The organism is Georgenia muralis (assembly GCF_003814705.1).
GTDB lineage: Bacteria > Actinomycetota > Actinomycetes > Actinomycetales > Actinomycetaceae > Georgenia > Georgenia muralis.
In genome coordinates, this window is sequence record NZ_RKRA01000001.1 from 2,092,020 (window position 1) to 2,115,811 (window position 23,792).

A 23,792-nucleotide genomic window follows, 5' to 3' on the forward strand; every position below is an offset into this window, starting at 1 on the left:
CGCCGACTCCGCCGCGTCCGCCGGGGCGGCCGCGCCTGGCGCCGGCGCGACGGCTGCCGTGGTCGAGCCGGTGCTGGCCCGCACCCGCCGCGAGCTCGCCGCCGCCCTGGCCGCGCTGCCCGGCCGGACCGCGCTGGTGATGACCATGGGGGCGCTGCACGACGGGCACCTCTCCCTCGTGCGTGCCGCGCGGGAGCGGGCCGACCACGTCGTCGTCTCCGTCTACGTCAACCCGCTCCAGTTCGGCCCGGGCGAGGACCTCGACGCCTACCCGCGCGACCTCGAGGGCGACCTCGCGCTGCTCACCGGCGCGGGGGTCGAGGTGGTCTTCGCGCCCGACGACGCGGAGGCCTACCCCGCCGAGCCGCTCGTGCGCATCGACCCCGGTCCGGTGGCCGGCGTCCTCGAGGGCCGCACCAGACCGGGCCACTTCGCGGGTGTGCTGCAGATCGTGGCGAAGGTGCTCGCCCTCGTGCGCCCCGACATCGCGGTCTTCGGCGAGAAGGACGCCCAGCAGCTCGCGCTCGTGCGCACCCTCGTGCGCGACCTCGACCTCGGCGTCGAGATCGTCGGCGTCCCGATCCGCCGTGAGCCCGACGGCCTGGCGATGTCCAGCCGCAACGCCTACCTCTCCACCGCCGAACGGACCAGGGCCCTGGCCCTCTCCCGGGCGCTGGCCGCCGGGCGGGACGCGGCGGGGCGCGGCGTCGCTGCCGCGCTGGCCGCCGCCACGGACGTCCTCGAGGCGGCCGAGGCGGTCCAGACGGACTACCTCGCGCTGGTCGACCCCGACACGTTCCTGCCGCTGCCCGAGGGCGCGACCGGTCCCGGGCTGCTCGCGGTGGCCGCCCGGGTGGGCACCACCCGGCTCATCGACAACACCCGCGTCGATCTCGGGGGACAATGATCCTGATGACCGAGTTCACCACACCCCGATCCCTGCTCCGCCCGATGATGATCGCCAAGATCCACCGGGCGACGATCACGGCTGCCGACCTGCACTACGTCGGGTCGATCACCGTCGACGCGGACCTCCTCGACGCCGCCGACGTGCTCCCCGGCCAGCAGGTCGACGTCGTCGACGTCACCAACGGCGCCCGCCTGACGACCTACGTCATCCCCGGCGAGCGCGGCAGCGGCATCCTGTGCATCAACGGCGCGGCCGCCCACCTCGTCCACGCCGGGGACCTCGTCATCCTCATCGCCTACGGGCAGATGTCCGACGCCGACGCCCGCACCTACACCCCTCACGTGGTCTTCGTCGACGAGCAGAACCACATCCTCGACGTCGGCGACGAGCCGGGCGAGGTCCCCGACGTCGACGCGGGGGAGGCGCGGCACGTCGAGCCCAGCGGGGTCTCGATCCACGCCTACCGCGACTCCCTGCCGGGTGCGCGCAGGTCCGAGTTCGACATCTGAGCGCACCGCGTGCGCGGTGCGGGGCGAGGCCGTGACCGGGGTCATCCTGCGTCGGGGGATCCCTCGCGGGAGCGCGCCGCGGCCGGCGGCTACCCTTGTGCGGTGACCGAGCAGACCACCACCGTGGACACCGGCGACCTGGCGCACGACGACGCCCCCGAGCAGGTCCGTGTCCGGGCCGAGAAGCGCCAGCGCCTCATCGACGCCGGTGTCGACCCCTACCCGGTCACCGTCCCGGTCACGACGACGGTCGCCGCGGTGCGCCGGGAGCACGCGGGGCTCGCCGCCGGGGAGGAGACCGACGTCGTCGTCGGCCTCGCCGGGCGCGTGATGTACCTGCGCAACACGGGCAAGCTCGCCTTCGTCACCCTCCAGGACGGTGAGGGCAACCGCCTGCAGGCGATGCTCTCGCGGGCCGAGGTGGGCGAGGAGTCCCTCGCCGCGTTCAAGACCGACGTCGACCTGGGCGACCACCTGTTCGTGCGCGGGCGGGTCATCGCCTCCCGGCGCGGCGAGCTGAGCGTCCTGGCCGACTCATGGGCGCTGGCCGCGAAGGCCCTGCGGCCCCTGCCCAAGACGTACGAGACCGAGGACGGGCACCAGGTGGCCCTGTCCGAGGAGGGGCGGGTGCGTCGTCGCCACCTCGACCTCATCATGCGCCAGGGCGCCCGGGACATGGTCCGCACCCGGTCCGCCGTCGTGCGGTCCCTGCGTCGCACCCTCGACGAGCGCGCGTTCGTCGAGATCGAGACCCCCATGCTGCAGATCCAGCCCGGTGGCGCGGCGGCCCGGCCGTTCGTGACCCACATGAACGCCTACGACGTCGACCTGTACATGCGTATCGCCCCCGAGCTGTTCCTCAAGCGGGCGGTGGTCGGCGGCATCGAGAAGGTCTTCGAGATCAACCGCAACTTCCGCAACGAGGGTGCGGACTCCACCCACTCGCCCGAGTTCTCCATGCTCGAGGCCTACGAGGCGTACGGCTCCTACGACACGATGGCGGAGCTGACCCGCTCCCTCGTCCAGCGCGCCGCGACCGACGCCTTCGGGTCCACGACCGTGTCCCTGGACACCGGGGAGCAGTACGACCTCGGTGGCGAGTGGACCACGCTGAGCCTGTACGACTCCCTCTCGGGCGCGCTGGGGGAGGAGATCACCCCCGCAACCCCGCGCGACCACCTCGAGCGGCTCGCCGACCGGCTCGACCTCGACGTCGCCCCGCACTACACCTCGGGGAAGATCGTCGAGGTGTTGTGGGAGGAGCGGGTGGGCGACCACCTCATGGAGCCCACGTTCGTGCGCGACTTCCCGGTGGACACCTCCCCGCTGACCCGCGCCCACCGGTCGGTGCCCGGCGTGGTGGAGAAGTGGGACCTCTACGTGCGCGGCTTCGAGCTGGCCACGGCCTACTCCGAGCTGGTCGACCCGGTCGTCCAGCGCGAGCGGTTCGCGGCGCAGGCCCTCGTGGCCGCCGCCGGCGACCCCGAGGCGATGGTCCTCGACGAGGACTTCCTCGAGGCGATGGAGCAGGGCATGCCGCCGGCCGGCGGGATGGGCATGGGCATCGACCGTCTGCTCATGGCGCTGACCGGCCACGGCATCCGCGAGACGATCACCTTCCCGCTGGTCAAGCGCCGCTGACGGGCGGCGCACCCGGTCCGCTCGGCGGTCCGGTCGGTCCGGTCGGGGGCTGCCGGGGCGGCGGGGCGTGCTGCGGGGCCGTGGCCTGGGCCGGCGGCTGCTGGGCGGGCGCCGGAGCGCGCCCACCGGGGCGCGGCGGGGCCGCCCGGCGACGGCGGCGCCACAGCGGCAGGGCGATCGCGGTGACGACGGCGGCGAGCGCGATCCAGGGCACGAGGACGCCGAGGGTCACGAGCACCGCGCCGACGAAGGAGACCAGTGCGTCCCAGCCGGTGCGCAGGCCGCCGAGGAAGCCCGAGGGCTCGAGCGTCGGCGAGCTGCGCGCCACGAGCTGGACCGAGACGGTGGCCATCGCGACCTGCTCGCCGATGTGGCGCCGCTCCGCCTTGAGCGCCTCGAGCTCGGACTGCCGCTCGTTGAGCGCGGACTCCGCGGCGATGAGCGCCTCGGAGCTCTGGGCGTCGGCGAGCAGGCCGAGCAGCCGGTCGACGGAGGCCTCGAGGGCGCCGATCCGCGCGTCCAGGTCGCGGGCGGTGCCCGTGACGTCCACCGAGCCGATGTCGAGGTCGCGCTGCTCACCCAGCTCCGCGAGCGCGTCGAGGGTGTCGTCGAGCTCGTCGGACGGGACCCGCACCACGAGCCAGGCGGACGGCTCGAGCCCGTCGCCGCCGGCCCGTTCGGACCGCTCGTCCACGCGCCCGCCGGCCGCGCGGACGAGGGCGGTCACCTCGTCGGCGGCCGCCGCCGGGTCCTCGACGACCAGGGTCATCGAGCCGGTGCTGATAACCTGCCGGTCGCCGTCGATGACCTCGCCGTCGCCGTCGCTGTCCGTGACCGCGCCGTCGCCGCCCTCGCCGCCTCCGGGCGCACCGACGCCGCCGCCGCCGGCGGACTCCTCGCTCGCGGTGTCGCCACCGCCCATGCTGCAGGAGGTGAGGAGGAGCAGCAGCACGAGCAGGGCCGGGAGCCGGCGCAGGAGCCTCATGCTCAGACGCTAGGGCCGCGCCGGGTCCGCCGTGGCCGCGTTGCGGGTTCGTGACGGGATCGAGGCCACCTCGTGACCTGCGGCGTCACCCGGGCGCCTCGTGTGGTCACCGGTTCCGTGCCGTCACCGGGACAGGAGCATCACAGGGGCAGGAACAGCACAGGGCCAGGAACGTCACAGGGCCACGACCATCACAGGGTCAGGGCCATCCCGACGGCCGGGTCGGTCTCGACGAACCCGTGCCGCCGGTAGAGCCTGGCGGCGTCGGGCTCGGCGACGAGCGAGACGTACGCGCCTGCCGGGGCGTGGTCGCGCAGGTGCGCCAGGAGCTCGGCCACGACCTGCCCGCCCAGGCCCCGCCCCTGGTGGGCCGGGAGCACGCAGACGTCGACGAGCTGGAAGAAGCTGCCGCCGTCGCCCACGACGCGCCCCATCCCGACCACCTCGGAGCCGTGCCGCACGACGACGCCGTGCCAGGTCCCCGCGAGACCCGCCACGGCGGCCTCGTCGGTGCGCGGGGTCAGCCCGCACGCCGCCCGCAGCGCCCGGTAGGTCTCGGGCGAGGGCCGGCCGGTCTCGACCCGGTAGCCGCCGGGTGCGGCGGGGAGGGGACGCTCCTCGGTGGCGGCCGCCCTCAGCAGGTCCTCGATGCGCGCCTCGGCCTCGTCCACCCGCACCTTCCGGGCACCCTTGGCGGTGAGGTCGGCGATCATCACGGGCTCGTTGCGGTACAGGCTCAGCCCGCGCCGCACCAGCGTCATCGGGGGCTTGCGGGACTCGCCGAGGTCGCGCATGAGACGGAACCAGAAGGTCTGTGCGCGGGGCCGCCAGATGCACAGGGCGTCGGCGAGGATGTCCTCCTCGCGGCACGCCTCGACGATCTCGGCGGCGAAGATGCCCTCGGCGATGAACACCGGGAAGCCGTCCAGGGAGAGCTGGGTGGTCCCGGTGCGCCGGTTGGTGGGGATGTCGTAGACGGGCAGCTCCGCCTGCCCGGTGCTGGACAGGCGCAGCAGCGCGTCCATCGCGCCGGCCCGGTCCCAGGTGGCCGGGGAGTCCCAGTCGACCACGCCGTAGCGCCGGGGCAGGGCGGGGTGGTCGCCGTCGAGGTAGAAGTCGTCGAGGGAGACCACGGGCAGGCCCATGCGACGGGTCAGCGACGTCTTGCCCGCGCCGGACGGGCCGGTGAGGAGCACGACCCGGGCGGTGGGCCGACGGCTCCCCGGTGGCAGGTCGAACAGGCCCTCCTGCGGCCCGCCGGCGGGCCGGGAGGTGACGGCGTCGTCGGTGGTGGAAGGCGCGCCGTCGGGCATGGTGGCTCCTGGGGTCGAGGGTTCCGCCGTCAAGGATAGGCGGTGCTCAGCCGAGGATGACGACGTCGAGGGTGCGCGGGCCGTGAACTCCCTCCACCCGGACGAGCTCGATGTCCGACGTCGCGGACGGTCCCGCGATCCAGGTCTGGGGACGTTCCGGGTGCCGGCCGAGAACGGCGACCGCCTCGGGCACGGTGGCAACCACCTGGTCGCGACGCAGGACGCACACGTGGTGGTCGGGCACGAGGCTGAGCGCGCGCCGTCCCTGGTCGGGCTGGCCGTCCAGGACGATGGTGCCCGTCTCGGCGATCGCGACACGGGCCGCCGTGACGACGGCGCCGGCCCGGTCCAGCTCGGTGTTGCCCAGCGGCGGGGTGTCGCCGAGGACCTCCACGTCCAGCGACTCCAGCAGCCCGGTCCACGGCAGGCCCGGGGGGACGACGACGGATCCCGCCGCCGCGAGAAGCCCGGCCAGCACCTGCGGGAGGCCGGCCTCGTCGGCGGTGTGCACCCTGGCGCGGTAGTCGACGAGGCGGTCGGTGAGCAGCTCCAGCGCCTCGGGCGATCCCGGGGCGACGTCGGACGAGGCCCGGTACGCACGGACCACCTCGGGCGCCGGACCCTGCTGGGACCGGGCCAGCGCGTCGTGGACCCGGGCGAGGATCGCCTCGCGTGCCTCCATCACCGCTCCTCGCTCTCGTGCTGGGACCACCACTGCCGGAAGCTCTGGCGCGGGGGCGCAGGGACGTCGCGCACCGACGTCCAGCCCGCCAGCGGCCCGGGCAGGCGGCCGATGCGCTCACCCCGGGCGGCGACGCGGCCCAGGCCCGCCGCGCGGGCAGCCACGGCGAACCGCGAGCCGGACGTCATCACGGCGGCCGCGCTGCGCATGGCCGTGGCCCAGCCGGTGGGCAGCGGTCGGCGCTGCTCCGCCTCGACCATCCGGCCGCGCAGGTGCACCAGCGCGGTCGGGATGTCGATCTTGACCGGGCACGCCTCGTAGCAGGCGCCGCACAGGGAGGAGGCGAAGGGCAGGGACGCGGTGGCGTCGTGGTGGGGCAGCGAGCCCTTCGTGCCCGTGCCCAAGAGCTGGGGGGTGAGGATCGCCCCGATGGGGCCGGGGTAGACCGACCCGTACGCGTGGCCCCCGGTGTGCTCGTACACCGGGCAGACGTTCATGCACGCCGAGCAGCGGATGCAGTGCAGGGCCTGGCGGCCCACCTCGTCGGCGAGGGCCTTGGTGCGGCCGTTGTCGAGCAGGACGAGGTGGAACTCCTGCGGTCCGTCGCCCGGTGTGACCCCGGTCCACAGGGTCGTGTAGGGGTTCATCCGCTCACCGGTGGACGAGCGTGGCAGGAGCTGGGCGAAGACCTCGACGTCGCGGAACGTGGGCACCAGCTTCTCGATGCCCATGACCGTGACGAGGGTCTCGGGCAGGGTCAGGCACATCCGCCCGTTGCCCTCGGACTCGAAGACCGCCACCGTCCCGGTCTCGGCGACGGCGAGGTTGGCGCCGGAGATGGCGACCTTGGCGGTGAGGAACTTCGCGCGCAGGTGCGCGCGGGCGGCCATCGCCAGCTCGCGCGGCTCGCCCGTCAGGCCCGCCGGGGCGTCGGCCATGCGGCCGGCGAAGATCTCGCGGATCTCCTCGCGGTTGCGGTGGATGGCGGGAACGAGGACGTGGGAGGGCATGTCGCCGGCGAGCTGGACGATGAGCTCGGCGAGGTCGGTCTCGGTGGCGGTGATGCCCTCGGCCTCGAGGTGCTCGTTGAGCCCGATCTCCTGGGTGGCCATCGACTTGACCTTGACGACCTCGTCGGCCCCCTTGGCCCGCACGAGGTCGGTGACGATCCGGTTGGCCTCCTCGGCGTCGCGCGCCCAGTGCACGTGACCGCCGCGGGCGGTGACGTTGCGCTCGAGCTCGACGAGCAGCGCCGGCAGCTCCGACATCACCTGGTGCTTGATCGCCGCGCCGGCGTCGCGCAGCGCCTCCCAGTCCGGCAGCTCGGCGGTCACGCGCAGGCGCTTGTCGCGGATGGTGCGGGTGGCGTGGGCGAGGTTGCGCCGCATCTGCCCGTTGGCGAGCGTCTCGTGCGCCGCCTCGGGGAACGGCTCGCCCCAGCGCAGCGGGTGGGCGGGGGCGTGCGCAGGCTGCGGCCGGACGTTGGGCATGCCGAGGTAGGTGCTCACGGCTTCACCGCCTGGGCCGAGCGGGGCAGGAAGGCCGGCTCCCACGGTGCCTCCCTCGTGCTGGCGAGGATCTCTGCCAGGTGCGCCACGGTGACGCCGGTTCCGTGGCGGGACAGGCGCCCGCCCATGTTCATGAGGCAGGAGTAGTCCCCGGCGGTGAGCACCTCGGCCCCCGTGGAGATGACGTTGCGCACCTTCTCGCCGACCATGGCGGCGGAGGTCTCGGCGTTCTTCAGGGCGAACGTCCCACCGAAGCCGCAGCACGACTCCGCCTCGGGCAGGTCGACGAGGTCGATCCCGTCCACCGCGCGGAGCAGGCGCAGCGGCCGGTCGCCCACGTGCACCATCCGCAGGGAGTGGCAGGTGGGGTGGTAGGTGACCCGGTGCGGGAAGTGCGCGCCGACGTCGGTGAGGCCGAGGACGTCCACGAGGAGCTCGGAGAGCTCGTAGGTGTGCTCCGCGACGGCGGCGGCGTCCCGGGCCAGCCCCCGGTCGCCCACCCGGTCGGCGACCATGGCCTGCTGGTGGCGCACCGAGCCCACGCAGGAGCCCGACGGCGCGACGATCGCGTCCCACTCGCCGTCCAGGACCGGCGCGAACGCCGCGACGTGGTTACGCACCACCGGCACCGCCTGGTCGAGGTAGCCGGTGTTGGTGTGCATCTGGCCGCAGCAGGCCTGACCGGGTGGGAAGAGGACCTCGTGCCCGAGCCGTTCGAGGAGGCGCACCGTGGCCACCGGTGCCTGGGGGAACATCGTCTCGGCGATGCACGTCGCGAACAGGGCGATGCGCATGGGGGCCTCCTCGTCGTCGAGCGGTGACGCGGCTCACGCCGCCGGGCCAGCCTACGGCCTGAACCGGACGGTCACCGCTGGCTGGAGCCGTGGCGCCCGGGTGATCACCCGGCGTAGGGCAGCACGGGCCGGCCGGGGACGTCCACGCGCAGGCGGAACAGCGCGCCGGCCTCCGGCTCGGGGTCCTCGAGCTTCTCGCGCGAGGTGGTGATGAGCAGGTCCTTGCCGTCCGCCCCGCCGAGGGTGCAGGCCGTGACCAGCCGGACCGGGAGCTCGACCTCCTGGAGGATCTTCGCCTCGGGGGAGTACAGGCGCACCCGTCCCACGCGGTTGAGGGCTACCCAGACGTTGCCGGCCGAGTCCACGCACAGACCGTCGGCGCGCCCGTCGTCGGCGGAGTGGAACAGCCGCCGGTTCACCAGCTCGCCGTCGGTGACGTCGAAGACGTCGGTCCCGCCGGTGGCCGTGTCGTTGTAGTACGCGCGCGTGCCGTCGGGGGAGAAGTCGATGCCGTTGGAGGTGGTGACGGCGGGCAGGACGACCGAGACGTCGCCCGCGGGGGTGATGCGGTACAGCCGGGCGCCGCCGGGGGTGCGGTCGTAGGGCATGGAGCCGGCGTAGAGGTTCCCGGCGGGGTCGCAGCCGCCCTCGTTCATGCGGACCCCGGCATCGGACCACATCTCCGGCAGCGGGGTCGCGGGCTCGTCGGGCGCGTCGGCGAGGCCGAGCCCGCGCTCGAGCCCGACGACGTACCCGCCGCGGCTGCGCGGGCGGACGAACGCGGCGACGTCCCCGACGTGGAGGCGGTCCACGCCGCCGTCGGCGCGCAGGGTGAGCAGGTCCCCGGCGAGCATGTCGACCCAGCGCAGCCCTCCCCACGTCTCGGACCAGCAGGGCCCCTCCCCGTGGTAGGCGACGGCGTCGGTGATCTGCTCAGGAGTGCTCATGGCCCCAGTCTGTCGGCTCCGGGCGGGCCGCGCGCGGGAGCCGCGGCTCGCGAGACCCCGACCGGCGGGTGCGCCACGGACGAGCCACAGTCACGCACGAGCCCCGGCACGCCAGGCGTGCCGGGGCTCGTGGTGCGGCGACTACTTCACGTCGTCGTCGACCCAGTCGAAGGTCCGCGTGACGGCCTTCTTCCACAGGCGGTAGGTGCGCTCGCGGTCGCCCTCGTCCATCGAGGGGGTCCAGCGCTTGTCCTCGGCCCAGTTGTCGATGACGTCCTGCTCGCCCTGCCAGAAGCCCACGGCGATGCCGGCGGCGTAGGCCGCGCCCAGGGCGGTGGTCTCGGCGACCTTGGGGCGCACGACGTCCACGCCGAGGATGTCGGCCTGGAACTGCATGAGCGTCTCGTTGGCGATCATGCCGCCGTCGACCTTGAGCTCGGTCAGGGCGACGCCGGAGTCGGCGGTCATCGCGTCGTTGACCTCGCGGGTCTGGAACGCGGTGGCCTCGAGGACGGCCCGGGCGATGTGGCCCTTGTTGACGTACCGGGTCAGTCCCACGAGCGCACCGCGGGCGTCGGACTTCCAGTACGGCGCGAAGAGACCGGAGAACGCCGGGACGAAGTAGGCCCCGCCGTTGTCGTCGACCGTCTTGGCGAGGTCCTCGATCTCGGCGGCGTTGGAGATGATGCCGATGTTGTCGCGCAGCCACTGCACGAGCGAGCCCGTGACGGCGATGGACCCCTCGAGGGCGTACACGGCCGGCGCGTCACCGATCTTGTACGCGACCGTGGTGAGCAGGCCGTTCTTCGACGGAACGGGCTCGGTGCCCGTGTTGAGCAGCATGAAGTTGCCCGTGCCGTAGGTGTTCTTGGCCATGCCGACCTCGAAGCAGGCCTGGCCGAAGGTGGCGGCCTGCTGGTCGCCGAGGATGCCCGCGATCGGGATCCCGGGCACCATGCCGCCCTGGCGGCCCTCGCCGTAGACCTCGGAGGAGGAGCGGATCTCGGGGAGCATCGACAGGGGGATCCCCATGTCCTTGGCGATCCCCTCGTCCCAGCTGAGGGTGGCGAGGTCCATCAGCATGGTGCGTGAGGCGTTGGTGACGTCGGTGACGTGGACACCGCCGTCCTTGCCGCCGGTCATGTTCCACACGACCCAGCTGTCGGTGTTGCCGAAGAGGAGGTCCCCGGCCTCGGCGCGCTCGCGGGCGCCCTCGACGTTGTCGAGGATCCACTTGACCTTCGGGCCGGAGAAGTACGTGGCGAGCGGCAGACCGACCTTGGCCTTGTACTTGTCCTGGCCCTCCGAGCCGCCGAGCTCGTTGACGATCTTGTCGGTGCGGGTGTCCTGCCACACGATGGCGTTGTAGACCGGCTCGCCGGTGGTCTTGTCCCACACCACCGTGGTCTCGCGCTGGTTCGTGATGCCCACGGCTGCGATGTCGTGGTAGGTCAGGTTGGCGCGGGTCAGGGCGAGGCCGACGACCTCGCGGACGTTCTTCCAGATCTCCAGCGGGTCGTGCTCGACCCAGCCCGCCTTGGGGAAGATCTGCTCGTGCTCGAGCTGGCCCGTCTCGACGATCTGACCGCTGTGGTCGAAGACGATCGCGCGGGAGGACGTGGTGCCCTGGTCGATGGCGAGGACGTACTTCTTCTCGTCAGCCATGGTGTTCCTTTCACCTCGTTGTGATGTGCGTGTGGGTCGTGGGCCGGGCGGCGAGGGGATCGCCGCCCGGCCGGTGGTGCCGTGGGAGGACGGCACCGGTCTGCGTCAGACGACGGCTGCTCCGAGCAGGCCGCCAAGGACACCGCCGACGACCGGGCCGGCGATCGGGACCCAGGAGTAGCCCCAGTCGGAGGAGCCCTTGCCGCGGATCGGCAGGACGGCGTGGGCGATGCGCGGACCGAGGTCGCGGGCCGGGTTGATCGCGTAGCCGGTGGGGCCACCGAGGCTCAGACCGATGCCGACGACCAGCAGGGCGACGGCGAGCGGACCGAGACCCGACGGCGACGGACCGAACAGGAGGATGACGAAGACCAGGACGAACGTGCCGACGACCTCGGTGACGAAGTTCCAGCCGTAGCTGCGGATGGCCGGCCCGGTGGAGAAGACCGCGAGCTTGGTGCCGGGGTCGGCGTCCTCGTCGAAGTGCTGCTTGTAGGCGAGGTACATGATGACGGCACCGAGGAAGGCGCCCACCATCTCGCCGCTGATGTAGACAAGGACGTTGCTGATGGTGGCCGGCACGGCGGCGATGCCGAGGTCCTCGTTGCCACCGAAGAGGTCGCCGCCGCTGGCCCACAGGCCCAGGGTGACGGCGGGGTTGAGGTGGGCCCCGGACTTGAAGGCCACGTACACGCCGGCGAAGACGGCGAGACCCCATCCCCAGGTGATGACGATCCAGCCGCCGTTGAAGCCCTTGTTCTTGGGCAGGATGGCGTTCGCGACGACACCACAGCCGAGCAGGGTGAGCATGCCGGTGCCCATGACCTCTGACCAGAAGATGTCCAGCGCTGACAGTTCTTCCACTGTGCACTCTCTTTCCGGCGACAACGGCGTCGCCATCGATGCGTCTTGCGACGCGGAGGACGGAACACACACAACCGGGCAGGATGATCAAACACCCGGTGCGTGCTTCTGACCAGGAACGGCACCGGTCCTGGTCAGGCGTGTCGTGGCTGGCGGGCCTTTCCCCCCGCCGGGTTCACTCGGTGGCAAGGGGGCGGAGGGGGACGAGGTCGGGGGCCGCCAGGCGTGCCCGCTCGGCCTCGACGTCGGTGTGGGTGCGCAGGGCGGCGGCCTCGGCCTCCGCCAGGGCCGTGTAGGACGCCTTCTCCTCGAGCGCCCGGGCCTCGTCCCAGCCGAGCAGGGGCCGGACGATCTCGGCCATCTCGTCCAGGGCCGCGAGGCCCCGGTCGGCGCTCTCGTAGAACAGGCGGATCCGGCGCGCGAGGATGTCCTCGAGGTGGAGCGCGCCCTCGTGGGTGACGGCCATGGCCACCTCGGCCCGGAGGTACTCCGGCGCGGCGGCGAGCGGGCGGCCGAGGTCGGGGTCGTCGTCGATCATGGCCAGCAGCGTCGGCAGGTCGGTGCCGTAGCGGCCGAGGAGGTGCTCGAGCCGGTCGGCGGTCCAGCCGTACTGCTGGGCGATCCGGGGCGCCTGGCTCTCGTAGGCGGCCAGCCCGGCGGCCCCGACCAGCGGGGTGCTCGGCGTCACCGAGGGCTTCGCCTTCGCCTCGTGCTTGCCGAGGGCGTGGTCGACGGCGTGCTCGGCCATGAGCCGGTAGGAGGTGAGCTTGCCGCCGGAGATGACCGTCAGGCCCGGCGCCGCCTCGACGACCGTGTGGTCGCGCGAGACCTTGGTCGACGCCGCGCCGTCCTTGGTGCCGGGCTGGAGCAGCGGACGCAGACCGGCGTAGACGCCGATGAGGTCGGCGCGGGTCAGGTCCGAGCGGAGCACCGAGTTCGCGTGCTCGAGGAGGTAGTCTACGTCCTCGGCGGTGGCCACCGGGTGCTGGCGTCCCTCGACCTCCCACGGGGTGTCCGTGGTGCCGATGATCCAGTACCGCTGCCACGGGATGATGAACAGGACGGACTTCTCGGTGCGCAGGAAGATGCCGGTGCTGCCCTTGATGCGCTCCTTCGGCACCACGATGTGGATGCCCTTGGAGGCCAGCACCTGCAGGCCCCCGCCGGTCCCGCCGAGGGCCTCGGTCTTCTCGGTCCACACGCCGGTGGCGTTGATGACGTGCTTCGCCCGGATCTCGTGCTCGGCGCCCGTCTCCAGGTCGACCACCTTCGCGCCGGTGACCCTCCCGCCGGGGCCCTTGAGCATGTCCACGACCTGCGTGCGGGAGGCGGCCATCGCCCCGTAGGACTGGGCGGTGCGCACGAGAGTCATGACGAGGCGGGCGTCGTCGACGCGGGCGTCGTAGAACCTGATCGCGCCGATGAGCGCGTCCTCGCGGATGTCGGGGAAGACCTCCAGCGCACGCCTGCGGGTGTAGTGCTTCTGGACCGGGACCGCCATGCCCCGGTGGCCGGCGACCGCCATCGCGTCGTACATGCCCACGCCGACGGCGGAGTAGGCGCGCTCGATGAAGCGCTGCTTGAGGGGCCACAGGAAGGGCTGGGCCTTGACCAGGTGCGGGGCCGTGGTGGTGAGGAGGAGGCCACGTTCGCGCAGCCCCTCGGCGACCAGCTTGAAGTCGAGGTTGTAGAGGTAGCGCAGGCCGCCGTGGATGAGCTTGGAGGACCACTGGGAGGTGCCCCCGGCCCAGTCCTGCATCTCCACGATGCCGGTGCGCAGCCCGCGGGTGACCGCGTCCAGCGCGATGCCGGCCCCGGTCACGCCCCCGCCGACGACGAGCACGTCGAGCTCCTCGCCCCCGGTCATCCGCTCGAGGGCCTCGGCCCGGCTCTCCTGCGTCAGCGCTGAAGACGTCACATCTGCTCCCCGCAACTCGGTCCCGAACGGCGACGTCCCAGGTGAGCGCCGCTGCGATTCCTCATCCTTGGGCGATTCGCACCATCGCGCAATTAGGATGCACGTATGTGCACACCGGTGAGCGACGCGTGAGCGAGCGTGAGGACGCGGTCTACGAGGCGGCGTCCATGTACTACCTGCAGGACGTCACGATGGAGGTGATCGCCCGGCGGATGCGCGTCTCGCGCTCCACCGTGTCGCGGATGATCAAGGAGGCGCGCTCCTCCGGCCTGGTGCGGGTGAGCATCGAGCCGCGCGGCGACGGCGCGAGCGCCCTCTCGCGCCACCTCCACCAGCGCTTCGGCGTCCGGGCGCGGGTCGTGCCGGTGCGGGCGGGCGCCACGGACGTCCAGCGCCTGGACCAGGTGGCCCGCGTGGCGGGCCGGCTCATCACCGAGTGGGTGCAGCCCGGCACCGTGCTCGGCCTGGCGTGGGGGACGACCCTGTCCGCCGTCGTCGAGCACCTCGTGCCCAAGCACGCGCCGGGCAGCGCGGTCGTCCAGCTCAACGGGGCCGCCAACCCGGTCACGTCGGGGATCCCGCACGCCGGGTCGATCATCACCGCCGCCGCGGAGGCGTTCGACGCCTCCGTCCACCACTTCCCGGTGCCGGCGTTCTTCGACTACGCCGGGACGAAGCAGGCCATGTGGCGCGAGCGTTCCATCCGCAGCGTCCTGACCGTCCAGGCAAGGGCGGACATGGCGGTCTTCGGGGTGGGCGCCTTCACAGGGGCGCTCGCGTCGCACGTCTACGCCGGGGGCTACATGTCCGAGGAGGACCAGCAGCTCCTCCGGGCCGAGGGGGTGGTGGGCGACGTGTGCACCGTGCTGCTGCGCGAGGACGGCTCCTACGCCGACATCGAGCTCAACGCGCGGGCGACCGGACCGACCCCCGCCGAGCTCGCCCGGGTGGCGCGCCGGGTGTGCGTCGTCGCCGGAAACGCCAAGGTGCCGCCGCTGCTGGGGGCGCTGCGGGCGCGGGTCGCCACCGACCTCATCATCGACGAGGGAACCGCCCGGACCCTCCTGGACCGTGCGCGCCAGCCGATCCCGGCCGTGCCAGGATCGGGCCGTGGAGAACGCTGATGGCCGCTGAGCCGGTGGTGCGGCAGGCGCTGCCGGCTGACGTCCGTCAGATCTACGACCTCGTCCAGCCGTACGCCGACGAGCGCATCCTCATCGCCAAGGAGCTCATCGACTACTTCGAGGCCGTGCAGGAGTTCGTGGTCGCCGAGGAGCCCGGCTCGCCGGCGCTGCTCGGGTGCGGCGCGCTGCACGTGCTGTGGGACGACATCGCCGAGGTCCGCACCCTCGCCGTCGACGCCGCCGCCCGGGGCCGCGGGATCGGGCACCTGCTGCTCGACGCCCTCGTCGAGCGGGCCCGGTCACTCGGCCTGCGGCGGGTGTTCTGCCTGACGTTCGAGGTGGACTTCTTCACCCGGCACGGCTTCCACGCGATCGAGGGCACGCCCGTGGGGATGGACGTCTACGCGCAGATGCTGCGCTCGCACGACGACGGTGTGGCGGAGTTCCTCGACCTCGCCCGGGTCAAGCCCAACACCCTGGGCAACACGCGGATGCTGCTCGAACTCTGAGCGCCTGAGCTTGTTCGTCGAGCCAGTGGTCATGCCGGGCCTCGGAGGCCACGCGTGGAGACGGCCGCACCACGGGTCGGGGAGCGGTCGGTCCGCGCGTGGAGACGGCGGCACCCGGGTCGGGGAGCGGTCTGCTCAGCCCTGATCCGTAAGTTCTTGGGTGGCCCGGGAGGGCTGGGTGTGGCTGAGCCTTGATCGCCCGTTGATGGCTCCGATGGATTGGCCGCCCGGTTCCTCCTGGGGCGCCTTGACTGCTGATTGAGATGCGCGTCCTGGTCGCTGTTTACGGATCTGTCGGCGGGGTGTTCCTTCGGGCCATGGCAATCGCTCGTGTGCTCGAAGGAGGAGTTGATGAAGCAACGGATCGCGCCCGGGTGGGCTGGTGTCGACGTCGGTAAGGGTCATCACTGGATCTGCCTGATCGACGAGGCCGGCACCACAGTCTGGTCGACGAAGGTGGTCAACGACGAGGCCGCCATCCTCGACGCGATCGCCGGCGTCCTTGGCCACGCCGACGAGGTCGTCTGGGGAGTAGACGTCACCGGGACCATGTCGGGACTGCTGCTGGCACTGCTGGCAGCCCACGGTCAGCGGGTGAGATACGTCCCCGGCCGCACGGTGAACCAGATGGCCAGCGCCTACCGCGGTGAGGCCAAGACCGACGCCCGCGATGCCTACGTCATCGCCGAGACCCTGCGACACCGCGGCGATCTACAGGACGTCGAGGTCGCCACCGCGCTGGTGACCGAGCTGCGGCTACTGGTGACCCACCGCACCGACCTGGTCGGTGACCGGGTCCGCGTGGTCAACCGGCTCCGCGACGTGCTCAGCGGCTACTTCCCTGCGCTGGAGCGGTCCTTCGACTACGCCCATAGCCGGGGTGCGTTGGTCCTGCTGACGGGCTACCAGACGCCGCAGGCGATCCGCCGGACGGGTGAGTCGCGGTTGCGGGCATGGCTGGTCAAGCGGAAGGTGCGCAGCGCCGACCAGATCGCTGCAGCTGCGCTCGGTGCGGCCAAGGCCCAGCAGACCGTCGTGCCCGGGCAGGATGTGGCGGCCAGCATCGTGGCCGACCTCGCCGCTCAGCTCCTGGCGCTCGGCGCGCGGATCTCCGACCTCGACGCCCGGATCACCACCACCTTCCGCGCGCACCCCCAGGCCGAGATCATCGAGTCCCTGCCCGGCATGGGACCGATCCTCGGTGCCGAGCTGGTAGCCGCCGCAGGGGACCTTGCCGCCTATGCGAACGCCGGACGGCTCGCCTCGGCCGCCGGGCTTGTCCCGGTCCCGCGGGACTCTGGCCGGCGCACCGGGAACCTGCACCGGCCGATGCGCTACTCGCGCAAGCTGCGCAGAGTGTTCTACCTCTCCGCCTCAGCCGCCATGATGCGCGAGGGCCCCAACCGCGACTACTACCTCAAGAAGCGCGGACAAGGCCACGGGCACGTCCAAGCGCTCATCGCCTTGGCGCGCCGACGCGTCGACGTCCTATGGGCCCTGCTCCGCGACAACCGACCCTTCGAACTCGCCCCACCCTCGCGAGAACCGATGGCCCAAACGGCTTGACAAAGTCATTGAGAATCCACCGATTCTGCCGGGTGGTCGTTGTTCGGGCGGCGTGCTGGGGATGGCGGGGTTTGTGGGCGTGGTGGGGCCGCCGGTCTGTGCCGGCTCTTCCACTCTTGGGTTCCTTGGGTCGTGCCCGTGGGGGCTGGGTGGTCAGGTCGTGGTGGCTGGTGGTGGCCCGGTCGCGGCGGTGTGGAGGGTGGTCCAGTGCTCGGCCCAGGCCCAGCGGGCGGGCAGGTGCAGGATCAGCCGGCGGCCGGTGGTGGCGATCCGGGCGGGGACGTTGATGATCTTCCGGCGCAGGGTGGCCCACCGGGCGGTGGCCATGTCGGCGGCGACGGCGGCGGCGCGGGCGATGTTGAACGCGATCGTCGCCATCGCCACCCAGGCCGCGTTCGCCGCGTACTTCCCGGACGGCAGGTGCGCCAGGGGCCCGTCCTTGAGCTCGGCGATGACCTGCTCGACGATCGCGTGCCCCCGGTGACGCTGGTCGGCCTCGATGGTGTCCAGGTCGGAGTTGGTGATGAACGCGTGGTGGCGGTAGGTCGCGAAGAGCTCGCCCTGCTCGCTGCCGTCACCGGCCAGGGGCTGGAGCCGTCGGACGCGGCGCACGATCAGTCGGCAGGTCACCTGCTCGGCCTTGCGGCGGGAGGTGAACGCGACGAAGGGGACCTCGGCGACCTCGGCGTCGGAGACCCACCGCTGCTCGGCCTCGTCCCAGACCGCGTGCGGGTACCTGATCGGGGTCCAGGCGTCCTCGCCGATGCCCGCGATGGCCGCCTTGGCCTGGGGGTTCATCCGCACGGTCACCGAGAACCACACCCCGTGGCGCAGGGCGGTGGCGACGAAGGCGTGGCCGTAGTACGCCGAGTCCGCCCGGCACAGCACCGGTCCGCTCACGCCCGCGGCGCGGGCGGTCCCCAGGGCCTGGGCGAGGAGCTGGCCGGCGCCGGTGTGCGAGGCGACGTTGCCGCGCCGTAGCCGGGCCCGGACGATCACCGGCGCCGCCACCTCCGTGGAGAGAGTGGCGAGCTGGACGTTCAGGCCCCGGACCCCGGAGTAGCCGTACGCCGCGGCCTGCTTGGCGTAGCCGTGGACCTCCCGGATCGTGTCGTCGACATCGACGAACGCGATGCCCTGCGCCCTCGCGCCGCTGTTCACCAGGGCGGGAACCTGTCGAGCGAGCCCTGCCAGCAGCGCACCGCTGACCTTGTCGAGCTGCTGGACGTGACCGTGGGTGAACGATCGCAGGAACGTGCCCAACGTCGAGGGTGCCCGGACCCCGTCGAAGACCCGGCCCATCCCGCCATGGCGCAACAGGTCCAGGTCATCGATGGAGTCCGCACCGGCGAGCATCCCGCCGACCACACTCGCCGTCTTCACCCCCGCGTTGGGTGAGGGCACCGTCAACCCCTCGACCAGGCCGTACAAACCCGCGGACTCCGCCAGCCGCAGGGCCGGGACCAGACCCGCCGCCGACACCAGATTGGACTCATCGAAGACCGGTCGAATCGTGTGAGAGGGTTTCACTTACGAGATGCCCTTCCGGGTGGTCGGATCTAGACGTCGTAATCCAGATCCTCCCTGCCCAGAAGGGCATTCTCGTTCTACGCCACGCTCACCACACCGGTGGATCAGGGCTCAGCGGCGCAGCACGTGAAGGAGCGCGGCCAGCTGGGCACTCACGAGAACGCACGCGACGACGGCGACGACCGCCTCGGGGCGCAGCAGCAGCCAGACCCCGGCGACCGTCACGAGCAGGACGAGCTCGGCGACGGCGAGGCGTCCGAGCCAGGACCGCACCGCCGTCGTCACCGTTCGGGGCGCCGCGCCGGCCACGACCCGGCGTAGCCCCCGCCAGGTCAGCGCGGCGGCGGTCAGGGCCACCAGCTGGCCGACGGCGAAGAGGCTCACACCGGGCCACATGGCCGACGAGCCGGACGTCAGCACGGCGACGAGCAGCCCCAGGACGCCGAGGGCGACGCTCGCCCCGGCGGTCGCGAGCAGCGTGGTGCGCAGAGCGCGCGTGGCCCGCTCGGCCCGCTGGTCCACCTGGTCCGGCTGGTCCGCTGTGCTCACCGGCCGAGGCTACCGGCCGGTGCTGCATGCGCCGGCCACCGCATGACACCGGCCATGCGCCGCCACCGAGAGGCGGGGAAGGAACGACCGATCGGGTCACTTCCGACGGCCAGTCCCCGCCGGACCTTCCCCGACGATCGCCACACTGGTGCGGAGCTGGTCGCTACACCGGTGCGGAGCTGGTCGCTCAGGTCGGTCGAGTCGTCATCGCAGTGGACGGGCGGCAGAGCGGGGAAGGAACGACCGATCGGGTCACTTCCGACGGCCAGCCCCCGCCGGACCTTCCCCGACGATCGCCACACTGGTGCGGAGCTGGTCGCTCTTGTCGGTCGCATGACCACCGGAGCGGGAGACCACCAGAGCGGGCGACCACCGGCAGCCGGCGGACGCTCAGGGCAGGCGGTACCAGCCGGCACGGTCGTCCGCCCCGGCGACGACCAGCCCGTCGGCGACGAGGGAGGCCAGCGCGCGGCCGGGCTGGGAGCGGTCGGGCAGGGCCGCCGGGTCGGCGCCGTCCGCCGCGGCGCGCAGGAGCTCGTCGTGCCCGGTCCAGCCGTCGGAGCCGCGCAGCGCCGCCATGACCCGGCCGCGGGCCTGACGGTCGGTGCCGTGCCAGGTCTGGGTCCGGCGGCGGTGGGCGTGCTCGTCCGCCGGCCGCCCGGCCAGCACCCACGCGCACGTCCCCACCAGCGGGCACGCCGGGCACCGGGGCGCGCGGGCCGTGCACACCAGCGCGCCGAGCTCCATGAGGCCGACGTTCCAGCGGACCGAGCGCGCCGCGTCGTCCGGCAGGTAGGTCCGCGCCCTCTCCTGCTCGGCCCGGGAGAGCGACGGCGCGGGCAGCGCCCGGCCCTCGAGAGCGCGGCCCAGCACCCGCCGGACGTTCGTGTCGAGGACGACGGCTCGCCGACCGTGTGCGAACGCGGCGACCGCCGCCGCGGTGTAGGCGCCGACACCCGGCAGGGCCAGGAGCGACTCCTCGTCCGTCGGCACGATGCCGCCGTGGCGCTCGACGACCGCCCGTGCGCACTGCTGCAGCCGCAGCGCCCGCCGCGGGTAGCCCAGTCGGTCCCAGGCGCGCAGGACCTCGGCGGTCGGCGCCGCCGCGAGGTCGGCCGGGGTGGGCCACCGGCTCGTCCAGGACCGCCAGGCCGGCTTCACGCGAACCACCGGGGTCTGCTGCAGCATGACCTCGCTCACGAGGACCCCCCACGCCGTCGTTCCGGGGCGGCGCCACGGCAGGTCACGGGCGTTGTCGTCGTACCAGGAGACGACCGCCTCCTGGGTCGCGGCGAGGTCGTCGGGCTCGGCGGGGTCCACGGAGGCAGTGTGCCGGTCCGGCGTGGGTGCCGCCGACCCGCGTGGTGCCGTCGTACCGTCGCCCTGTGGCGACCACACGATCCCGACGGCCGGGGGAGCGGACCCCCAAGGGCCGCACCGACGCTCCGGACCGACCCGCCGCCCGGACGGCCCGACCCGCCGCCCGGACGGGCCAGGCCACTCGCCCCGCGGCGGGCGCCGCGCCCCGCCGCCCCCCGGCTCGGCGCCGTCCCAGCCGCGCGGTGATCCGGCGTCGACGGATCGTCGCGGTGGTCGTCCTGCTCGCGGTCCTGGGCCTCCTCGCCTGGGGCGTCGTCGCCGTCGTGGGCGCCCTGCTGGCGGGGGCGCAGGACGTCGCCGCACCGGCGCCGACCACTTCCGCGGCCCCCCTCGACCCGACCGCGTGCGCGCCCGCCGACCTCGACGTCGACGTCGCCGCGCTGCCGGCGGGCGGCGGCGCACCGGTGGACCTGGACGTCACGGTGACCAACGACGGCGAGGCGCCCTGCCTCCTCGACGCCGGAGCCGGCTCGCTCGTCCTCACCGTCGTCTCGGGGGAGGACCGGGTGTGGTCCTCCGGCGACTGCGCGGCCGACGCCTCGCGGCGGCTGCTGCTGGACGCGGGGGACTCGGCCGACGCGTCCGTGTCGTGGTCCGGCGCCCGGTCGGCGCCGGGCTGCGCGGACGGGCAGGGCAGCTCCGGGGCCGGCACCTACCGCGTCGAGGCGACCCTGGGCGGGGTACCGCTGACGGACGTGCGTGAGGTCTTCACCCTCGGCTGACCGGGGCCGGCCCGCCGGTGAGGCGGTGCCCCCGAGGACCGGGCCTCCGGCCGATCAGGCGAAGCGCTCGAGGATCGAGGACTCGGCCAGGCGGGAGAGCCCCTCGCGCACGGCGCGGGCGCGGTGCGGCCCGACACCTTCGACGGCCTGCAGGTCCTCCGTCGTCGCGGAGAGCATCGTCTGCAGGCTCCCGCAGTGCGCCGCGATGGACTCGGCAACGGAGCTCGGCAGTCGGGGGATCTTCGAGAGCACGCGGTACCCGCGGGGGCTCAGCGCCGAGTCCAGGGCCTCGCCGTCGGCGCCGCCGACGCCGAGGATGCGCGCGATCGTGGGCATGTCGATGAGCTCGGCGGAGGTCAGGCGGCCCAGCGCGGTGAGGACGTCCTCGGCGGGTCCGCCCGCCGAGGGGCCGACGTAGTCGCGCACCACGAGGTTGCGGTCGGGGTCGAGACCGATGACGAGCTCCTCCAGCTGGAGGGACAGCAGGCGGCCGTCGGTGCCGAGCTCGATGACGTAGCCGGCGATCTCCTCGGAGATGCGCGAGACCATCTCCATGCGCTGGATGACCGTGATGACGTCGCGGACCGTGACGAGGTCCTCGATCTCCAGCGCGGACAGGGTGCCGGAGACCTCGTCCAGGCGGGACTTGTAGCGCTCGAGGGTCGCCAGCGCCTGGTTGGCCCGCGAGAGGATGACGTCGGAGTCCTCCACGACGTGGCGGTGCTCGTCCACGTAGAGCGCGACCGTCCGCATGGACTGGCTGACTGAGATGACGGGGTAGCCGGACTGCTTCGCCGCACGCTCGGCCGTCCGGTGGCGCATGCCCGACTCGGAGGTCTCGATGCGTGCGTCGGGGAGGAGCTGGACGTTGGCCCGGCGGATCCGCCGGTGGGTGTAGTCGACGACGACGGCGCCGTCCATCTTGGCCAGCTCACGCAGCCTGGTCGCGGAGAACTCCACGTCGAGGTGGAACCCGCCCGAGCACATCTCCTCGACCGTGTCGTCGTACCCGAGGACGACGATCGCGCCCGTCCGGCCGCGCAGGATGCGCTCGAGACCGTCCCGCAGCTCGGTGCCCGGCGCGATGGCCCGGAGCATGGCGCGGAGCTTCATCTCGGGCACTGTTCCTCACTGCGGGCGGACGGTATGGGCCACCTTCATCCTAGGGGCGTCACCCCCCGGGCCAGAGGTGTTCTCCGTCACTGGGGTGCGAGCCCGGTCACGGCACGCCGGGGCCCACCGATCCGGGGTTCGTCAGGAGCATGGCCACCTCGACGGCCTGACGCAGGTGGCGCACGGGGTGCACCTCAAGACCCGGCACCGCCTTGAGGTCCTCGGCCCCGTGGTGCGGGACCACCGCGTGCCGGAAGCCCAGCCGGGCCGCCTCGGCGAGGCGGCGCTGCACCCCGACGGTGGCCCGGACCTCACCGGTGAGCCCGACCTCGCCCACCGCGACGATGTGCGGGGCCAGCTCCCGTCGGTCCGCGGCCGACGAGACGGCCATCGCCACCGCGAGGTCCACCGCCGGCTCCACCGCCCGGGCCCCACCCACGGTGGAGACGTAGACGTCGCTGCCCCCCAGGACCGTGCCGAGCCTGGCCTGCAGGACGGCGAGCGTCATCGCGACCCGCGAGGAGTCCAGGCCCGAGGTGGTCCGGCGCGGGGAGGACAGGGGGGAGAGGGCGACCAGCGCCTGGATCTCGGTGGGCATGGGCCGGCGGCCCTCCAGCGAGATGGTCACGCAGGTACCGGGCACCGCGCTGCGGTCGCCCGAGAGGAACAGCCCGGAGGGGTCGGCCAGTCCGGTGATGCCGGCGTCGTGGAGGTCGAAGCAGCCGACCTCGTCGGTGGGTCCGTAGCGGTTCTTCACCGCCCGGACCATCCGCAGCCGCGAGTGCCGGTCGCCCTCGAACTGGCAGACGACGTCGACGAGGTGCTCCAGCACCCGAGGACCGGCGATGCTGCCGTCCTTGGTCACGTGCCCCACGAGGAGGACGGGGATGCTGCGGGTCTTGGCGACGTGGATGAGGGCCTGCGCCACGGCGCGCACCTGGCTCACCCCGCCGGCGCTGCCGTCGACCGAACCGTCGGCGATGGTCTGGACGGAGTCGACGACCAGGAGCGAGGGGTCGGCGGCGTCGACGTGCCCGAGCAGCGTGGCCAGGTCGGTCTCGGCGGCGAGGAGCAGCGCCGGGGTGAGGGCGCCGATGCGCTCGGCACGCAGGCGCACCTGGCTCGCCGACTCCTCACCGGTCACGTAGAGGACGGGGTGGCCCGGCGGTGCGCCGGCGGCGGCCTTCGCCGCGACGTCGAGCAGGAGGGTCGACTTGCCCACGCCCGGCTCGCCCGCGAGCAGCACGACGGCGCCCGGCACGATCCCCCCGCCGAGGACCCGGTCGAGCTCACCGACCCCGGTGCTGCGGGCCTGGGCCGCGCGGGCGTCGACCTGGTCGATGGGCCGGGCGGGCGAGGAGGGGGCGGTCGCCGTCGTCGACGAGCGGGTGGCCGGGGCCGCCCCGACCTCCTCGACCGTGCCCCAGGCCTGGCACTCGGCGCAGCGCCCGACCCACTTCGACGCGGTCCAGCCGCACTCGCTGCAGCGGAAGGCGGGGCGGACTGTCCTCGGGCTCATGGGCACGGACGCTACCCACGGTCACCGACACCCTTCGCCCGCGC

Annotated in this window: 20 protein-coding genes and 1 pseudogene; 7 read left to right on the top strand and 14 right to left on the bottom strand. The window is 73.1% G+C overall.

The window, feature by feature from the left end:
- Positions 1 to 148: 148 nt before the first annotated feature.
- From panC to lysS, 3 genes and pseudogenes are all read left to right on the top strand, one after another.
- Positions 149 to 907, top strand: a pseudogene (gene panC, locus EDD32_RS20120) (pantoate--beta-alanine ligase); the annotation flags it as partial.
- A gap of 5 nt (positions 908 to 912) precedes the next feature.
- Positions 913 to 1,419, top strand: a complete 507-nt coding sequence (gene panD, locus EDD32_RS09300; protein WP_123916904.1) for an aspartate 1-decarboxylase — start codon at positions 913 to 915, stop codon at positions 1,417 to 1,419.
- A 102-nt stretch (positions 1,420 to 1,521) separates the two neighbouring features.
- Positions 1,522 to 3,060 (top strand): lysine--tRNA ligase, encoded by a 1,539-nt coding sequence (lysS, locus tag EDD32_RS09305; RefSeq protein WP_246006062.1) that lies wholly within the window; start codon positions 1,522 to 1,524, stop codon positions 3,058 to 3,060.
- Here the strand turns inward: lysS and EDD32_RS09310 are convergent.
- The 9 genes from EDD32_RS09310 to EDD32_RS09350 all read right to left on the bottom strand — a co-directional run bounded on the left by EDD32_RS09310 (position 3,047) and on the right by EDD32_RS09350 (position 13,685).
- Positions 3,047 to 4,045, bottom strand: coding sequence for a DUF4349 domain-containing protein (locus tag EDD32_RS09310; protein ID WP_123916906.1), 999 nt, complete (start codon positions 4,043 to 4,045; stop codon positions 3,047 to 3,049). The two genes, lysS and EDD32_RS09310, sit on opposite strands and share 14 nt — an antisense overlap.
- A 191-nt stretch (positions 4,046 to 4,236) precedes the next feature.
- A complete protein-coding gene (locus EDD32_RS19475) occupies positions 4,237 to 5,358 on the bottom strand; it encodes a GNAT family N-acetyltransferase (RefSeq protein ID WP_123916908.1) in 1,122 nt (373 codons plus the stop codon).
- Positions 5,359 to 5,404: 46 nt separating this feature from the next.
- Positions 5,405 to 6,040: a LutC/YkgG family protein gene (locus EDD32_RS09320; protein ID WP_123916910.1), complete on the bottom strand. Its 636-nt coding sequence runs from the start codon at positions 6,038 to 6,040 to the stop codon at positions 5,405 to 5,407.
- On the bottom strand, positions 6,040 to 7,548 hold the full coding sequence (locus tag EDD32_RS09325) for a LutB/LldF family L-lactate oxidation iron-sulfur protein (protein ID WP_447924703.1): 1,509 nt from the start codon (positions 7,546 to 7,548) through the stop codon (positions 6,040 to 6,042). Before EDD32_RS09325 ends, EDD32_RS09320 begins: the two co-directional genes overlap by 1 nt.
- Entirely contained in the window at positions 7,545 to 8,342 is a 798-nt protein-coding gene (locus tag EDD32_RS09330) for a (Fe-S)-binding protein (RefSeq protein WP_123916912.1), read from the bottom strand. Before EDD32_RS09330 ends, EDD32_RS09325 begins: the two co-directional genes overlap by 4 nt.
- 104 nt (positions 8,343 to 8,446) lie before the next feature.
- A complete protein-coding gene (locus EDD32_RS09335) occupies positions 8,447 to 9,289 on the bottom strand; it encodes an SMP-30/gluconolactonase/LRE family protein (protein WP_123916914.1) in 843 nt (280 codons plus the stop codon).
- 141 nt (positions 9,290 to 9,430) lie between these two features.
- Complete coding sequence (glpK, locus tag EDD32_RS09340; protein ID WP_123916916.1) at positions 9,431 to 10,954, bottom strand: glycerol kinase GlpK; 1,524 nt, start codon at positions 10,952 to 10,954, stop codon at positions 9,431 to 9,433.
- Positions 10,955 to 11,059: 105 nt separating this feature from the next.
- Positions 11,060 to 11,776 carry an MIP/aquaporin family protein gene (locus EDD32_RS09345; RefSeq protein WP_246006270.1) on the bottom strand — a complete coding sequence of 239 codons (717 nt, stop codon included), beginning with the start codon at positions 11,774 to 11,776 and terminating at the stop codon, positions 11,060 to 11,062.
- Between the two features lie 217 nt (positions 11,777 to 11,993).
- Entirely contained in the window at positions 11,994 to 13,685 is a 1,692-nt protein-coding gene (locus EDD32_RS09350) for a glycerol-3-phosphate dehydrogenase/oxidase (RefSeq protein ID WP_211338950.1), read from the bottom strand.
- A gap of 179 nt (positions 13,686 to 13,864) precedes the next feature.
- On the opposite strand from EDD32_RS09350, the gene EDD32_RS09355 reads away from it, so the two are divergent.
- The 3 genes from EDD32_RS09355 (at position 13,865) to EDD32_RS09365 (ending at position 16,935) form a co-directional block, all read left to right on the top strand.
- Positions 13,865 to 14,860, top strand: a complete 996-nt coding sequence (locus tag EDD32_RS09355) for a sugar-binding transcriptional regulator (protein ID WP_246006063.1) — start codon at positions 13,865 to 13,867, stop codon at positions 14,858 to 14,860.
- The gene (locus tag EDD32_RS09360; protein ID WP_123916922.1) at positions 14,860 to 15,369 is read left to right on the top strand and encodes an amino-acid N-acetyltransferase; all 510 of its coding nucleotides are present in this window, start codon (positions 14,860 to 14,862) and stop codon (positions 15,367 to 15,369) included. Before EDD32_RS09355 ends, EDD32_RS09360 begins: the two co-directional genes overlap by 1 nt.
- A 351-nt stretch (positions 15,370 to 15,720) precedes the next feature.
- Complete coding sequence (locus EDD32_RS09365; protein ID WP_123914369.1) at positions 15,721 to 16,935, top strand: IS110 family RNA-guided transposase; 1,215 nt, start codon at positions 15,721 to 15,723, stop codon at positions 16,933 to 16,935.
- Positions 16,936 to 17,088: 153 nt separating this feature from the next.
- Here EDD32_RS09365 and EDD32_RS09370 read toward each other — a convergent pair whose 3' ends face one another.
- The 3 genes from EDD32_RS09370 to EDD32_RS09380 all read right to left on the bottom strand — a co-directional run bounded on the left by EDD32_RS09370 (position 17,089) and on the right by EDD32_RS09380 (position 20,334).
- Positions 17,089 to 18,465: an IS1380 family transposase gene (locus EDD32_RS09370; protein ID WP_425459478.1), complete on the bottom strand. Its 1,377-nt coding sequence runs from the start codon at positions 18,463 to 18,465 to the stop codon at positions 17,089 to 17,091.
- Positions 18,466 to 18,576: 111 nt separating this feature from the next.
- Complete coding sequence (locus EDD32_RS09375; protein ID WP_123916923.1) at positions 18,577 to 19,014, bottom strand: hypothetical protein; 438 nt, start codon at positions 19,012 to 19,014, stop codon at positions 18,577 to 18,579.
- 390 nt (positions 19,015 to 19,404) lie between these two features.
- On the bottom strand, positions 19,405 to 20,334 hold the full coding sequence (locus EDD32_RS09380; protein ID WP_211338783.1) for an HhH-GPD family protein: 930 nt from the start codon (positions 20,332 to 20,334) through the stop codon (positions 19,405 to 19,407).
- 65 nt (positions 20,335 to 20,399) lie between these two features.
- Here EDD32_RS09380 and EDD32_RS18810 point away from each other — a divergent pair, with 65 nt between their 5' ends.
- The gene (locus EDD32_RS18810) at positions 20,400 to 21,116 is read left to right on the top strand and encodes a hypothetical protein (RefSeq protein ID WP_170175143.1); all 717 of its coding nucleotides are present in this window, start codon (positions 20,400 to 20,402) and stop codon (positions 21,114 to 21,116) included.
- A gap of 54 nt (positions 21,117 to 21,170) precedes the next feature.
- Here EDD32_RS18810 and disA read toward each other — a convergent pair whose 3' ends face one another.
- Both disA and radA read right to left on the bottom strand, forming a co-directional pair.
- The gene (gene disA, locus EDD32_RS09390; RefSeq protein ID WP_123916927.1) at positions 21,171 to 22,229 is read right to left on the bottom strand and encodes a DNA integrity scanning diadenylate cyclase DisA; all 1,059 of its coding nucleotides are present in this window, start codon (positions 22,227 to 22,229) and stop codon (positions 21,171 to 21,173) included.
- A gap of 106 nt (positions 22,230 to 22,335) precedes the next feature.
- Entirely contained in the window at positions 22,336 to 23,748 is a 1,413-nt protein-coding gene (gene radA, locus EDD32_RS09395; RefSeq protein ID WP_123916929.1) for a DNA repair protein RadA, read from the bottom strand.
- Positions 23,749 to 23,792: the final 44 nt, after the last annotated feature.

What these genes read in the sequence shown, in the direction of transcription:
- EDD32_RS09320 (WP_123916910.1), bottom strand. Translation starts at nt 6,040, where the DNA reads ATGGAGGCACGCGAGGCGATCCTCGCCCGGGTCCACGACGCGCTGGCC.
- EDD32_RS09345 (WP_246006270.1), bottom strand. Translation starts at nt 11,776, where the DNA reads ATGGGCACCGGCATGCTCACCCTGCTCGGCTGTGGTGTCGTCGCGAAC.
- EDD32_RS09335 (WP_123916914.1), bottom strand. Translation starts at nt 9,289, where the DNA reads ATGAGCACTCCTGAGCAGATCACCGACGCCGTCGCCTACCACGGGGAG.
- glpK (WP_123916916.1), bottom strand. Translation starts at nt 10,954, where the DNA reads ATGGCTGACGAGAAGAAGTACGTCCTCGCCATCGACCAGGGCACCACG.
- panD (WP_123916904.1), top strand. Translation starts at nt 913, where the DNA reads ATGACCGAGTTCACCACACCCCGATCCCTGCTCCGCCCGATGATGATC.
- radA (WP_123916929.1), bottom strand. Translation starts at nt 23,748, where the DNA reads ATGAGCCCGAGGACAGTCCGCCCCGCCTTCCGCTGCAGCGAGTGCGGC.
- EDD32_RS09350 (WP_211338950.1), bottom strand. Translation starts at nt 13,685, where the DNA reads ATGACCGGGGGCGAGGAGCTCGACGTGCTCGTCGTCGGCGGGGGCGTG.
- disA (WP_123916927.1), bottom strand. Translation starts at nt 22,229, where the DNA reads ATGAAGCTCCGCGCCATGCTCCGGGCCATCGCGCCGGGCACCGAGCTG.
- EDD32_RS09330 (WP_123916912.1), bottom strand. Translation starts at nt 8,342, where the DNA reads ATGCGCATCGCCCTGTTCGCGACGTGCATCGCCGAGACGATGTTCCCC.
- EDD32_RS09310 (WP_123916906.1), bottom strand. Translation starts at nt 4,045, where the DNA reads ATGAGGCTCCTGCGCCGGCTCCCGGCCCTGCTCGTGCTGCTGCTCCTC.
- EDD32_RS19475 (WP_123916908.1), bottom strand. Translation starts at nt 5,358, where the DNA reads ATGCCCGACGGCGCGCCTTCCACCACCGACGACGCCGTCACCTCCCGG.
- EDD32_RS09360 (WP_123916922.1), top strand. Translation starts at nt 14,860, where the DNA reads ATGGCCGCTGAGCCGGTGGTGCGGCAGGCGCTGCCGGCTGACGTCCGT.
- EDD32_RS09365 (WP_123914369.1), top strand. Translation starts at nt 15,721, where the DNA reads ATGAAGCAACGGATCGCGCCCGGGTGGGCTGGTGTCGACGTCGGTAAG.